Origin of the sequence: Geothrix fuzhouensis, from assembly GCF_024609325.1 — a bacterium.
Classification (GTDB): Bacteria; Acidobacteriota; Holophagae; order Holophagales; family Holophagaceae; genus Geothrix; species Geothrix fuzhouensis.
The window spans coordinates 1-12773 of record NZ_JANHMQ010000005.1 but is presented as its reverse complement, the minus strand read 5'-3'; the positions used below and the strand labels follow the sequence as shown (position 1 = coordinate 12773).

The window sequence follows — 12773 nt, the reverse complement described above, 5'->3', positions numbered from 1 at the left end:
GCGTGGGCGACGGGGCGGGAACACGGGTCGACATGCCTTGAGGATACGCCCCGCCGGAGGGGCTGGCTCAGGGCCCGACCAGCTGCAGCTCGGCGGCGAACTGGCCGGCGACTCCGGTGGTTTGGACCTGCAGGCGCACGGGTGAGTAGCTGAAGTCGAAGAAGGCCAGCCCGGCATACGTGCGGGCCGACTGGCCGGTGGGCGTGTAGGTCACGTTCACGCGAAAGGCGTTCTTGGCGGGATCCACGGCCGTCAGCGTGCCGGTCAGGGTGCCGAAGGCGTCGGACCCGCTCAGGGCCCCGGTGGAGGTGAGCCGCCCGCTGATGGGGTAGCCCGAGCTGGTCACGGTGGAGGCGTAGGCCCCCGCCACGTTCGCCAGGACGACCGGCGAGGCGTATTTGGCCCCAGCATTGTAGGTGAAGGCAAAGGTGCCGCTGTCGTAGGCGCTCGAGTAGGTGCCGGAGAGCCCGGACCCGCCCGTGCCCGAGCCGCGCAGGGCGTAGCTCAGGGAGGTGACGTTCCCTGGGAAAACATAGCCCGTGGGGGCGTACATCGTGCCGGAACCCGTGGCATTGCTGCCGCTGGCGGACAGGGTGCCCACGGCCTGGATGCCATTGGAGGCCACGTAGCGCATCTCGCCGGACGCCAACAGGAGGGCCGTGGCGGACACGCTCCCACCGGTGTTGGACACGAGGGTGCCGTTCCAGGGGCCCTCGAAGGCGCCCGCGGAAGGCGGCGGGGGAGGCGGTGTCGAGGAACCGCCCCCGCCACCACAAGCGAGGAAGGCCAGGAGGCCGGTAGCCAGAAGAAGGGAGGACTGCACGCGCATGGGGGGCTCCAGCGGGGAGGAAGGAATGATGACCTGAAGGTCAGTCATGACTACCATACGCCGCCGCGATGGACAGTTCATGTCAAGAGAGGAGGCCCGCCCTGGAGCCATGCACCCAACAACTGGGAAAGCTGAACTGCAAAAGCCTTTTTTCGCCGCTGATTTCGGTGATTACAGTGATGAAAAGAGGATTTCCTGCCCCGTCGCAGCAGGGGCTCATGGGGGGCGGCCGGCCCATGCGGAAGGCATCCGAGGCCCAATCACCGTCATCACTGAAATCGGTGGCAAAAATAGCTTTTCCTGGTTTCGAGTGCCCACCGGATAGGGGCGGGTTCACGCGCCCAGGGCCTGGGGCCGGTGCCAGCGGGGGCCTTCGGGGGTTTCGACGCGGCTCAGCATGCCGAGGTCGGTGAGCAGGTCCAGGTGGGCGGTGATGCTGTCGCGGTAGCGGCCTTTGCTCTTGAAGGTTTTGGCCACATCCTCCAGGGTCCACAGGCGGGCAGAGGCCAGCAGCACGGCACGGAGGGCGGCGAGCTGGTCCTTGAGGCCCTTGGGCCAGGGCTGAGGTTCGAGAGCCAAGGGGACGTTGGCTTCGGAGGCCAACGCTCGCTCTTCTTCGAGCATGGGCTTCGCGGCAGCCTGCGCGGCTTCGGGAGCCTGGTACTCGGGGCGCAGCCAGCGGACGAGGCCTCGGGCCTCCTCGGCGGCGCGTTCCTTGTTCAGGGCCACCAGGCGCTCCAGGATTTCGGCATCGCTGAGAGCCGCCGAAGGCAAAGATGGATTAGCCACCGATGAACTCCGATGCACACCGATCAAAGAATGATTTTCCAAGCTGTTATCGGTGTTCATCGGTGTGCATCGGTGGTTCCCCTGGTCTTGGTTCCATCCGTAGGCCTCGATCACGGCCTCGTCCAGCTCGTCGTGGAGCTGACGCAGGATCTCGGTCTGCGCGGCCTCGTGCTGCTCGCGCTCCTTGGCCGTGAAGGCCTCGCCCGACCGCAGCTTGGCCAGGAGGTTGTACATGCCCGTGATGGTCACGCCCCGCCCCTGGGCCGCCTTGCGGTGGGCATCCAGACGCTCCGCCAGGTCGCGGATACGAGCCTTCTGCGGCTCCGTGGCGTTCGGGAAGGGGAAGGGGTCGAAGCAGCGGGATTTGTAATAGATGGGGCGATCCTCAAGTGTTCCCCCTGAAACTAGTGTCCATTTCTCGTGAATGGAAGACTGGAGAACACCTAGCACCCAAGCATCGTCAAACGCGAAAGCAATCAGCATGTTGTCTGGAATCACCCCCGCATCCAGAAATTGATAAGCCCGATATTTAGCAATGTGGGGGACTGCGATGAACCGACGAAGACCCACCAATGCCGGCCTGAAAGTACTTCTAGCCTCTCCATACAACCACCAGCCATCTCTGGATGCGGCGCGATTGTTCTGTTCACGCTCAGGTTTTACGTTGTCAACGACATGTTGGTAGATGCTGGGATACCGCTCTCGAATCTGAGATTCTCTGAGCCCAAATAGGTCAATAACCATCACTCCGCGTGGAGTGTCGGTGAGGTCTCGACCATTACGATAGTGATGCACTACGGCGGGTTGCCCCCAGGAGTTCCACGTCTCCGGGGTCACGATGAACCCCTTACCTCTCAATTCCATTCCTCGGGAACAAAGGGATGAGTTTGCCTTCAGGGGTTGCGCTTGGGTGAGGTTGGCACCCTGGCTGAGATCTTCGTTGATTAGATCAACTCCCTGCCCTTCAACTTTCACGGTTTGGGCCTCGATTTCCGGGGTGTCACCACTACCCTCTTCGACCACGCGCCCAAGCCAAGGATGCCCCTCCATGCCACCCACGGTCATGGCGATGCGGACGGCGGCGCCCTCGTCGGTCCAGGGGTGGTCGGGGATGACCCAGAGCAGCTTCAGGGGCTTCTTCCCGGTCGTGTGATGGGCGATGACGCCGCGCTGGCGCACCTGGCGCAGGCTGTTGGTGGTGATGAGGCCGAAGCGGCGGGTACGACCCGAGCGCACGGCCTCGGCGGCCTTGTGCCACCAATACAACACGAAATCCACGGTGTCGGGCACGTCGGGATAGGCGGCGCGGAGAGCCTCGGCATAGCCATCGCCCAAGGCATCACGCATCCGGGCGTTCCCCAGGAATGGCGGATTGCCGACGATGAAGTCGGCCTCGGGCCAGGACGCAGGCTCCGGCTCCAGGTACTCGACAATGGCTGTCTGGGCGGCCTCGTCGGGCACGTCCTTGCCGGTGACGGGGTGGGTCTTGAAGGTCTGGCCGTCCCAGCGGCTGCGGCCCGTGGCGCGGGTGCCGGTCCAGGTCAGCACGGCGTCGCGGCACTGGATGTTGCCGTAGGCCTGGAGCACGGGCTCCGGTGGGGCCAGGTCGGGGTGCAGGCGGTGGAACCATTGCAGGTGGCTGATCCATAGCACCAGGTCGGTGATGGCGGCGGCCCAGGGCTTCACCTCCAGGCCCACGAACTGCGCGGGCGTCACCAGCACGCCCTCCAGAGCCAGGGAGCGACCCGTTTCGCCCAGATCCTCCAGGCGGCGCTGCACCTCGCCCTCCAGCCGCTTCAGCACATCGTAGGCCGTGGCCAAAAAGTTGCCGCTGCCGCAGGCCGGATCCAGCACCTTCACGTGGGCCAGGTGGCGCTGGAAGTCGTGGAGCACCTCGCGGGCCTTGGCCTTGTCGGCGTCCGTGGCTTCAGCGCCGAGCAGCGCCATGGCCTCGGCCTGGGCCAGCTCCCAGTCGGCGCGGAGGGGTTCCTCCAGGGCGGGCCGGAGCAGGCGCTCCACATAGGCGCGGGGCGTGTAGTGGGCGCCCAGGCGGTGCCGCTCGCGGGCGTCCAGGGCGCTCTCCAGCAGGGTGCCGAAGATGCTGGGATCCACCTCGGCCCAGTTGAAGGCGGCGGCCTTGGCCAGCCGGGCGATTTCGTCGGCGTTGAGATCCAGGGCCAGGCTTTCGGAGAACAGGCCACCGTTGAAGCGCAGCACCTTGAGCGGCCCCCAGAAACCGCCGGTGTTCATGGCGTCCCACAGGCTTTCCATGCCCTTGGGGAAGGCTTCGGGATGCTCCTTCCAGGCCCCCTCCAGGGCGTTCTGGAAGAGCTTTTCGGGCAGCAGGCTCACGTCCTCCGCGAAGAAGGTGAACACCACGCGCATGAGGAAGCGGGCCACGACTTCAGCGGGGAAGCGGGCCTCCAGGCTGTGGGCCAGCCCGCCCAGGGCCGCGGCCACGTCGCGGGTGACGGCGGTGCGCGAGCGGGCGGGATCGAGACTCTGGGGATCAAGCCAGAGGGCGCGGAAGTACTCCTGCACTTTCGGCGTCCGCAGGTCGTCCATGGTGAAGCTGCGCCGGGCGCCATAGCCGCCGTAGGCCCCGGCGAAGCCGTCCCATACGTGGAATGCGTGGCCAATGTCGCAGGTGATGACGAAGGGCGGGCGCTGGGGCAGGTTGCGGGCGTAGTTCACGGCCTGCCCAAATGCCGCTTCCATGTAGCGATCGTAGGCACGGGTGCCCCGGCGGGGGGCGGAGCCGGGCACGTCGGTGGTGCTGCCCTGCTTGGCCTCCAGCACGAAGCAGTCCTCGCGGTAGAGGTCGATGCTGCCCGTGGAGGTGGTGCCGTCCAGGTGGGTGAGCTTCAGATCCTTCTCGAAGCAGTGGGTGGACTCCACGCCCTTGGGCTCGGGCACCGGCAGCTCCAGCGCCGCGCAGAAGTCGCGCAGGAAGGACTGGAAGTTGGCCCGCTCGTTGCCGGCGGACCCTCGCCAGGTCTTCAGGAAGGCATCGAGCGCGGGGGACATGGGGATTACCTTACCTGGAAGTGGGCAGGCTGCGGCCCAGGGGCGCTCCGGATGAGCCGCGGGCCTCCCATACAGCGGGCTAAATCACCGTCGAGGCCACCCATCCATCGACGCGCGGGGAAGGCCCCGCGAGGAGGCACTCAAGCAAGGGCATGGGGGCGCCCTCGACCACTGGCGGCATGATCCCGTGGGCCGGGCTTTTCCTCCTCGTTTCCCCCTGAAGCCAAAACAGGCTAGAGGCATGCCGCCTAAAAACCAGAAGAGCCTAGATTTCTCTTGCCTCTTTGCTGGTAGTCCCAAGGGGAATCCCTCCACGTCACCTCTGCGGCTGCGCCTCCGAGGTGACGTTCTGGCCGCACGGCTGGCTACGCACGGGCCTCCGCCTGCGGCGGATCGGCGCGAACAGCCCCCCAGGCTGTCCACGCCTGGCCCTACCTGCCTGATGCTCAACCCGACGGGTACCCGGCTTCGTGCGCTGCCGTGGCAGCGCCCTTCGCCACCCGTCTGGGCTTCGCCAACCTGTGATTTCGATTCCCCTTGGGACATGAAAAAGGCCCGGCTTGCGCCGGGCCGTGTTGGTAGTCCCAAGGGGAATCCCTCCACGTCACCTCTGCGGCTACGCCTCCGAGGTGACGTTCCGGCCGCACGGCTGGCTGCGCACGGGCCTCCGCCTGCGGCGGATCGGCGCGAACAGCCCCCCAGGCTGTCCACGCCTGGCCCTACCTGCGCGCCATCCGTGATTTCGATTCCCCTTGGGACATGAAAAAGGCCCGGCTTGCGCCGGGCCGTGTTGGTAGTCCCAAGGGGAATCGAACCCCTGTTCCCGCCGTGAGAGGGCGGTGTACTAACCGCTATACGATGGGACCATCGAACAAGTTGTAAGTGGTTGGGGAGGAAGGACTCGAACCCTCACCTGACGGTACCAGAAACCGTTGTCCTACCATTAGACCACTCCCCAATGAGTGGAAGATTCACTGTACCAGGTGTTGGGTAAAAGACAAGAGGTCGTTCCGGCGCGGGGGATGTAGTCTTCCGGTCAGAGAGGACCTCCTGGAGGATCCATGGCGCGCAAACGTCCTGCCCCGGCTCGACCTCCGCAGGCGCCTGTCACTGCGGACATGCCCACGATGGCTGGGATCATGGGCGGAAGTGACGAGCACACCATCCCCTCGGAATGGGCGCTGGTGGCCTACGCCGGGGCCGCCCTCGGGCGGATCTTCCCGCTCCGCCCCGGCGATTCCCTCATCGGCCGGGCCCCGGATGTGCAGGTGGCGCTGTTGGACGGCGAGGTGAGCCGCCATCATGCCCGGATTGCCGTGGTCGGAGGCCTGGTGGGGCTGCAGGATCTCGGCTCCACCAACGGCACCTTGGTGAACGGTGAGCGGTGCGAGGGGGTGGTGACGCTCCTGCCAGGCGACCGCCTGACCATCGGCGGGCACGTGCTCAAGCTGGTGGCCATGGATCCCCTCGAACGCGCCTTCCACGAGACGCTGCTCGATCTCAGCACCAAGGATCCCCTCACAGGACTGGCCAACCGGACCCGCACCTTGGCGGAGTTCCAGACCCGCTTCGGCCTGAGCGTGCGCTACGGCCGACCCCTGTCGGTGCTGATGTGCGACCTCGACCACTTCAAGCTGATCAATGACACTCACGGCCACGGCGCCGGGGATTTCGTGCTGCAGGTGTTCGGTGAGCGGCTGCGGGCCAGCCTGCGCGATGCGGACCTGGCCGGTCGCATTGGGGGCGAAGAGTTCCTGGTGATCCTCCCGGAGACGGACCTGAGCGGTGCCCAGCTCCTCGGCGAACGGTTCCGGAAGGCCCTGGCCTCTGTCCCCGTGCTTCTGCCCGCGGGCGGGCTGGAAGTCACCTGCAGCCTGGGCATCGCGGAACGGATCCCCGGAGACCTGGACGCCGGGCAGATGCTTGCCCGGGCGGATGCCGGCCTCTACCGGGCCAAGGTGGAAGGGCGGAACCGCGTCTGCGCAGGGTGAAGCCGGCAGTGTCTTCGTGGGCTTTCGGGGACTACCATAGGCGCTTCCCGGCGGAGGCATGGATGGTCCTGCTCTTCCTCATCATGGCCTTCGCCATCGGGCTGGCCATCCCGCTCCAATCGGCCGTCAACAACGCCCTGAGGGCCTCGCTGCATAGCGGGTCGATGCTGGCGGCCCTGGTTTCTTTCTCCGTGGGAACGTTGGCGCTGCTGGTGGTCTCCGCCCTCGCAGGGCAGCCCTTCACAGCGCTGAGTGGGCTGCCGCGGGTGCCCTGGTGGCAGTGGCTCGGCGGCTTCCTGGGGGCCTACTTCGTGTTCGGGTCGACCCTGCTGGCGCCCCGCATCGGCATGGCCGCCATGGTGTCCCTCATCGTGGCAGGGCAGGTGTGTTCCTCGCTGCTCTTCGACCGCTTTGGCCTGCTTGGCCTGCAGGTGCGAGGCCTATCCTGGATCCGCCTCGCCGGGGCCGCGCTCATCCTGGTGGGCGCGATCCTGGTGAACTTCGGCGACCGCTGGTTGGCGGGCTGGCAGAAAAGCTGAACTCAGGCCTTCCGCGAGCGCTCCGCCACGCGGTCGAGCATGTCCCAAATCTGGTGGCAGTCCTCGCAGGAGGAGCGGGGATCACCGCAGGGGAAACCCTCGACCCCGATGCCCTGACAGCGGGGCGTGCGGAAGAAGAACAGCAACTCGCCGATGGAGGCCTGCATGCGGTCGCGGAGCGCCGCGTCGGGCAGGGAACGCAGATCCTGGATGAGCTTCCACTCGGCGGGGCTGAGCTCAGGGCGGTCGATGGTCTGGGACATGGGGACTCCGCGCGCCCCCAAGTATACGGAGCCTAAACCTCCTCCGAAGGCCTTCGTATCACTGGTCACGTTCTCTGACAGCGCAGGAGGTTTCCATGTCCTTCACCCGTTCCCTCGCCGCGGCGGTCGTCGCCGTCCTCCTCTGGGCCCCGCTCCCGGCCCAGACCCAGGTGGTCCAGCCTGCCAAGGCGGAAAAGACCACCGAGACCCGCACCGTGCCCCTGGCGGCCGGCTCGACGCTCAAGGTGAAGAACGTCAATGGTTTCATCCATGTCGAAGCCTGGGACCGGGAGGAAGTCCAGTTCACGGGCGAGTTCAAGCCCAGCAGCCGGGACGAGCAGGTGAAGGTGGTGATCGAATCCGGGAAGAACAGTCTGGAAATCCGGGGTGAGTATCCCAAGCACGAAGGCTGGGGTTTCTACCAGGGGCCCCTGTGCCAGATGACGCTCAAGGTGCCTCGCAAAGTGGCGCCCTCCCTGCAGACCGTCAACGGCGAAGTGACCCTCAGTGGCACCCAGGGCGCCGCCGACCTCACCACGGTCAACGGCGGCGTGCGTGCCACGGATCTCGCAGAGGCCCTGAAGGTCAGCACCGTCAATGGCGCCATCACGCTGACCCAGGTGCATGGGGAGCTGATCCTTGAGACCGTGAACGGCACCATCAAAGGCACGGGTCTGGACAGCCAGGGGCAGGCGCTCAAGGCCTCCACGGTCAACGGCTCCATCCACCTGCAGACCACGGGCCTCAAGGGTCGGCTGCAGGCCAACACCGTGCACGGCGACATCACGTTCAACGCCAAGGGTGCGGAGCAGGTGGAGGTGAAGAAGCACTCGGTCAGGGCCGTCTTCCCCGGCGGCGACCGGGGCATCGAGCTGAAGACCGTCAACGGCGCGATCACGCTGGACTGAGCCTTCGCGCTGCGCTACGAAGGGCCGGCCTCGCCGGCCCTTTCGCTTGGTGAAAATAAGAGGCGGAGCCGAGGTCTTTTGATATCGGATTGACAGGTCCTAATTTTGTTCCATCCTGGTGTCCGTCCGGGAATCAGCCATGGACACTGGATGGATACCCTGTGAGCGGAAAGCGTCGCCTCTTCCTGTTGAGCGTCCTCGCCAGCGTCTTCGCGGGCGTCTTCCTGGGGACAGGGGCCTACACGTTCGTGGCGGCCCACGGTGCCTCGTACTTGTCGAATGATCCGCAGACCTGCGTGAACTGCCACGTGATGCGCGAGGAATACGACGGCTGGCTGAAGGGCCCCCACCATGCCGTAGCCGTGTGCAACGACTGCCACCTGCCCCATGACAACATCGTCCACAAGCTGTTCGTGAAGGCCAGCAACGGCTACCACCACTCGAAGGCCTTCACGGCCCAGGACTTCAAGGAACCCATCCGCATCAAGCCGGGCAATGCGGCGGTCCTGGAGGCCAACTGCGTCCGCTGCCACGGCGAGCTGGTGGGCGAGATCACCGCCCACGGGACCCTGGGCATGCCCACGGACCCCAGCCGCAAGGCTGACCTCTACGGCTGCGTCCAGTGCCACCAGGACGCTGGCCACGGACCCACCCGCTGACCGAATCCCTGTTCCCCATCCCACGCCAGAGGAGATCCCCGATGACCGACAACCCCACCCCCTTCCTCTCACGTCCGTCCGTGCGGCTGGGCCTGGTCGCAGTGGGCGCGGCCGTGGCGAGCGTGCTCGTGATGGCGCTCTACGCCAACATCTCCGCGCGCAAGGCCGAGGCACGCCAGACCAGCTTCCGCGTGGTGGATCTGGACGAGAAGACGGTCGATCCGGCCGTCTGGGGGAAGAACTTCCCCCGCCAGTACGACGGCTACCTGAAGACCACCGAGCGGTACGGCACCAAGTACGGCGGCGCCGGCAGCGAGGCTCTTCCCGAGAGCAAGATCAAAGAGGACCCCCGTCTGCCCATCATCTTCGACGGCTACGCCTTCGCCATCGACTACAACAAGCGCCGCGGCCACGCCTACATGCTGACCGACCAGCAGCAGACCAAGCGCGTGACGGAGAAGCCCCAGCCCGGCTCCTGCATCCACTGCCACACGTCCAACACCGTGCTCTACCGGCAGGAGGGGCTGAAGCTCGGCGCCTCCGGCTCGCTGGATGACCCCTTCGGCAGCGCGACGGCCCAGGACCAGCTCATGAAGGGCTTCGAGGCCGTCTGCAAGTTGCCCTACGCCGATGCCGCCAAGCTGGCCAAGCACCCCATGGCCTGCATCGACTGCCACGACCCCAAGTCCATGCAGCTGCGGGTCACCAAGCCGGGCTTCATCCGCGGCATCGCGGCCCTGGCCCAGAGCGCCGAACCTGTGCCGCACCTGCCCTCCATCGAGACCTGGCGCAAGGGGGACCGCCAGACGCCCTACGACCCGAACACCCAGGCCTCGCGCCAGGAGATGCGCTCCATGGTCTGCGGGCAGTGCCACGTGGAGTACTACTGCGGCCCCAAGACCACCCTGTTCTTCCCCTGGAACAACGGCCTGAAGGTCGAGCAGGAGGAAGCCTACTACGACAGCTACAAGTTCCCGGACGGCCACCGCTTCTTCGACTGGAAGCACGCCCGCACCGGCGCCGAGGTCCTGAAGGCCCAGCATCCCGAGTTCGAGATGTGGAGCCAGGGCATCCATGCCCGCTCCGGCGTGGCCTGCGCGGATTGCCACATGCCCTATGAGCGTGAAGGGGCCATCAAGATCAGCAACCATCAGGTGCGCAGCCCGCTGCTCGACATCAGCCGCTCCTGCCAGACCTGCCACCGCTTCCCGGAGGCGGAGCTGAAGGCCCGCGTGGAGGCCATCCAGGACCGCACCAAGGCCCTGCTGGACCGGGCCGAGGACGCCGTCGTGGCCCTCATCAACGACATCGAGAAGGCCAAGAAGGGCGGTCTCGACGAGGCGCAGCTCAAGCCCATCCTCGATCTCCAGCGCAAGGCCCAGTGGCGCGTGGACTTCGTGAACGCCGAGAACTCCATGGGCTTCCACGCCCCGCAGGAGGCGGCCCGCATCCTGGGCGAGGCCATCGACTATGGCCGCCAGGGCCAGCTCGCGCTCCGTGACCTGGGCGCCCCCAAAGCCGCCAAGAAGTAGCAGAAGGAAGCGACAGAAGCAGGGCCGGCCCAGCCGGCCCTGCTTCTGTCCCAGGGAATCGCTTGACGGAAGGTGGGGACATCCCGAGGCTGGAGCCATCGATCCCGCGCCATCCCGGAGGCCCCATGCCGAAGATCCTCATCGTGCCGGCCCTGCTCCGCCTCATCTCCGAGGGCAGCTTCTTCAAGCAGGTCTTCGCCTGGCTCCTGAGATTGTGCACCGCTGCCGCCATCGTGGGCGGGATCTGGCTCTCCATCGAGCTGTGGCGGGGCGGAGGGACGAGCAGCCAGGCGATCTTCGGCCAGCTGGTCTTCCAGGTGGCCCTGATCGTGGCCCTCTACCTGGTGGCCCACCTCACCTGGGTGCGCGCTCAGGATGTGGCCGCCATGCCCCAGATCGCCGGAGAGGTCATCATCCCCCTCGCCCGCCTGCTCCTGCGCCTGGGCGGCGAGCTCTATGCCAGCGTGATGGCGGTGATGAGCGTGGGCGGGGCCCTCATGATCTGGATCAGCGCCGGCGAAGCCCGCCCCGAGCTGGCGGAGCTGCGCCTCCTGCTGCCCGGCGTCGGCGGCGATGCCTTCCCGGCAGGCCTGGCCCTGCTGCTGACCGGCCTGGCCTCCGCGGCCCTGGGCCTGCTGGGCGGCTACCTCGCCTCGGAACTCCTGGGCCTGCTCTGCGCCATTGAAAGCAACACGCGGGGCGGGAAGCAGGGCTGAAGGAGGTCTGCGATAACGGACTTCCACCCCTCAGCGGGAGATCCCACACCCTGACGTCTCAGGAGGCTGTCGGGAGGTCAGAGCGAGAAAAATGGGTATCTGTTATATTGATACCCGGCGACCATCTGGAGCCACCTGTGAAACCCACCGAAACCATTCCCTTGTTCGATGCTTTCCTTGCAAATCGGGGCCTGAAGCTGGAAGCCATCGCGACTGGCGGGGCCGCACTCGCGCTTCTGAGGATCATCAACCGGGAGACGCGGGACTGCGATCTCATCGAGCCCGAGCTGTCCGCCGAAGTGCTGGCTGCCGCGGCAGCCTTCGCCGAGGCGCTCCGGGAAAGCGGGGAGATCCTGCGTGACGACTGGCTGAACAACGGTCCCGCGTCCCTGGGGGAACTCCTTCCGGAAGGCTGGAGGGGCCGCCTCCAGCCCATCTATCAGGGGCGGGCGCTCCGGCTCTGGACGCTGGGCCGGCCTGAACTGCTCCTGAGCAAACTCTTCGCCTTATGCGATCGAGGGCTGGACCTGGGCGACTGCCTGGCTCTGTGCCCGAGTCCGGAGGAACTGGTCCAGGCCGAAACTTGGATTGCGGATCAGGACCTCCATCCCGACTGGCCCGCCCATGTGCGAGCCACGCTCCAGGATCTGGCCGGGAGGCTCGGCCATGGTCTTTAAGCGTCACATCTCACCGCGTGTGGCTCTCGAAGGCGAAGCCCTGACAGCGGCCCTGGTGGGCATCGGCATGGCTTTCGCGGCCAAACCTGCGAGGGAATCCAACCTGGAAGACAGCCTTCTGGCCGCCTCCCTCGAGGGCATGGAGCGCGACGATTTCCGCGTGCTGGCGGTGCTCATGAGCTGGCTTGAGGTCCACGCGGCCTGGATCAATGCGGACCGCCTCACGCTTCTTGTGGCGCAGCAACCGGAAGGGCGAGTTCGGGCCTTTTGGAGTGCGGTGGCCCACTGGCTGGGCAAGGACCGGCGCTTTGCCCGCATGGCTAAGACCTACGAGGGCCCGCGACTGGATCTGCTGGCCACGGGCACAGGCTTCCACATCCGGCGGTCCGGCGAGGATCCGCGGTTCGCGGGTGGACCCCTGCGAGTACCGGCAGGAACTCTGCGTGACCGAAAAGGCGATGTGCTCAGCCCCACCGAGTTGGCCCGGCGCCACCGTTCCTACCGTTGCCGCATCCTCCTAGGACCCTCGTACCGGGCCGACATGTGGGCCGAACTGGACCGGGACCCCAGCCTCTCCGCCGCCGAACTGGCCCGCCGGAGCTACGGCTCCTTCGCCACCGCCTGGCACGTGAAGCGGGACTGGCAGGTGCTGGCGAAGGTCCCGTAGCGTCGTGAACGCCCCGCTCCTTCCCGACCGAATGTGTCTCTTCTTTTTGGGGTCTTAGGAAGCAAACAGGATAGGTGAGAGCATGGAAGCCGCGCCGATCCTATGGAAAACAAGTACTACACCCGTTCAAAGATTTCCGAGGCGAAATTCCGCCACCTCGTGAGGTGCTTTGCGCT

Annotated in this window: 11 protein-coding genes and 2 tRNA genes; 8 read left to right on the top strand and 5 right to left on the bottom strand. The window is 66.2% G+C overall.

The annotated features are described in order from the left end of the window. Positions 1-67: 67 nt before the first annotated feature. The 4 genes from NOV74_RS14380 to NOV74_RS14365 form a co-directional block, all read right to left on the bottom strand. Positions 68-829: a hypothetical protein gene (locus NOV74_RS14380; RefSeq protein ID WP_257313892.1), complete on the bottom strand. Its 762-nt coding sequence runs from the start codon at positions 827-829 to the stop codon at positions 68-70. Positions 830-1162: 333 nt separating this feature from the next. Beyond that, on the bottom strand, positions 1163-4645 hold the full coding sequence (locus NOV74_RS14375) for a DNA methyltransferase (protein ID WP_257313890.1): 3483 nt from the start codon (positions 4643-4645) through the stop codon (positions 1163-1165). Between the two features lie 791 nt (positions 4646-5436). Next, positions 5437-5511: transfer RNA gene (locus NOV74_RS14370), tRNA-Glu, on the bottom strand. Positions 5512-5528: 17 nt separating this feature from the next. Further along, positions 5529-5603, bottom strand: a tRNA-Gln gene (locus NOV74_RS14365). A 103-nt stretch (positions 5604-5706) separates the two neighbouring features. Between NOV74_RS14365 and NOV74_RS14360 the strand changes: the two genes are divergently transcribed. Beyond that, positions 5707-6636 (top strand): GGDEF domain-containing protein, encoded by a 930-nt coding sequence (locus tag NOV74_RS14360; RefSeq protein WP_257313887.1) that lies wholly within the window; start codon positions 5707-5709, stop codon positions 6634-6636. Between the two features lie 62 nt (positions 6637-6698). After that, complete coding sequence (locus tag NOV74_RS14355; RefSeq protein ID WP_257313884.1) at positions 6699-7175, top strand: DMT family transporter; 477 nt, start codon at positions 6699-6701, stop codon at positions 7173-7175. 2 nt (positions 7176-7177) lie between these two features. Here NOV74_RS14355 and NOV74_RS14350 read toward each other — a convergent pair whose 3' ends face one another. Beyond that, positions 7178-7438, bottom strand: a complete 261-nt coding sequence (locus NOV74_RS14350) for a hypothetical protein (RefSeq protein WP_257313883.1) — start codon at positions 7436-7438, stop codon at positions 7178-7180. 95 nt (positions 7439-7533) lie between these two features. Here NOV74_RS14350 and NOV74_RS14345 point away from each other — a divergent pair, with 95 nt between their 5' ends. From NOV74_RS14345 to NOV74_RS14320, 6 genes are all read left to right on the top strand, one after another. Further along, complete coding sequence (locus NOV74_RS14345; protein ID WP_257313881.1) at positions 7534-8346, top strand: DUF4097 family beta strand repeat-containing protein; 813 nt, start codon at positions 7534-7536, stop codon at positions 8344-8346. Between the two features lie 161 nt (positions 8347-8507). Continuing rightward, the gene (gene nrfH / locus NOV74_RS14340; protein WP_257313880.1) at positions 8508-9005 is read left to right on the top strand and encodes a cytochrome c nitrite reductase small subunit; all 498 of its coding nucleotides are present in this window, start codon (positions 8508-8510) and stop codon (positions 9003-9005) included. A gap of 41 nt (positions 9006-9046) precedes the next feature. Then, on the top strand, positions 9047-10537 hold the full coding sequence (locus NOV74_RS14335; RefSeq protein WP_257313879.1) for an ammonia-forming cytochrome c nitrite reductase subunit c552: 1491 nt from the start codon (positions 9047-9049) through the stop codon (positions 10535-10537). Between the two features lie 125 nt (positions 10538-10662). Then, the gene (locus tag NOV74_RS14330; protein ID WP_257313878.1) at positions 10663-11253 is read left to right on the top strand and encodes a hypothetical protein; all 591 of its coding nucleotides are present in this window, start codon (positions 10663-10665) and stop codon (positions 11251-11253) included. Positions 11254-11390: 137 nt separating this feature from the next. Beyond that, positions 11391-11930, top strand: coding sequence for a DUF6036 family nucleotidyltransferase (locus NOV74_RS14325; protein ID WP_257313875.1), 540 nt, complete (start codon positions 11391-11393; stop codon positions 11928-11930). Then, positions 11920-12597, top strand: coding sequence for a hypothetical protein (locus NOV74_RS14320; RefSeq protein ID WP_257313874.1), 678 nt, complete (start codon positions 11920-11922; stop codon positions 12595-12597). Before NOV74_RS14325 ends, NOV74_RS14320 begins: the two co-directional genes overlap by 11 nt. Positions 12598-12773 lie beyond the last annotated feature (176 nt).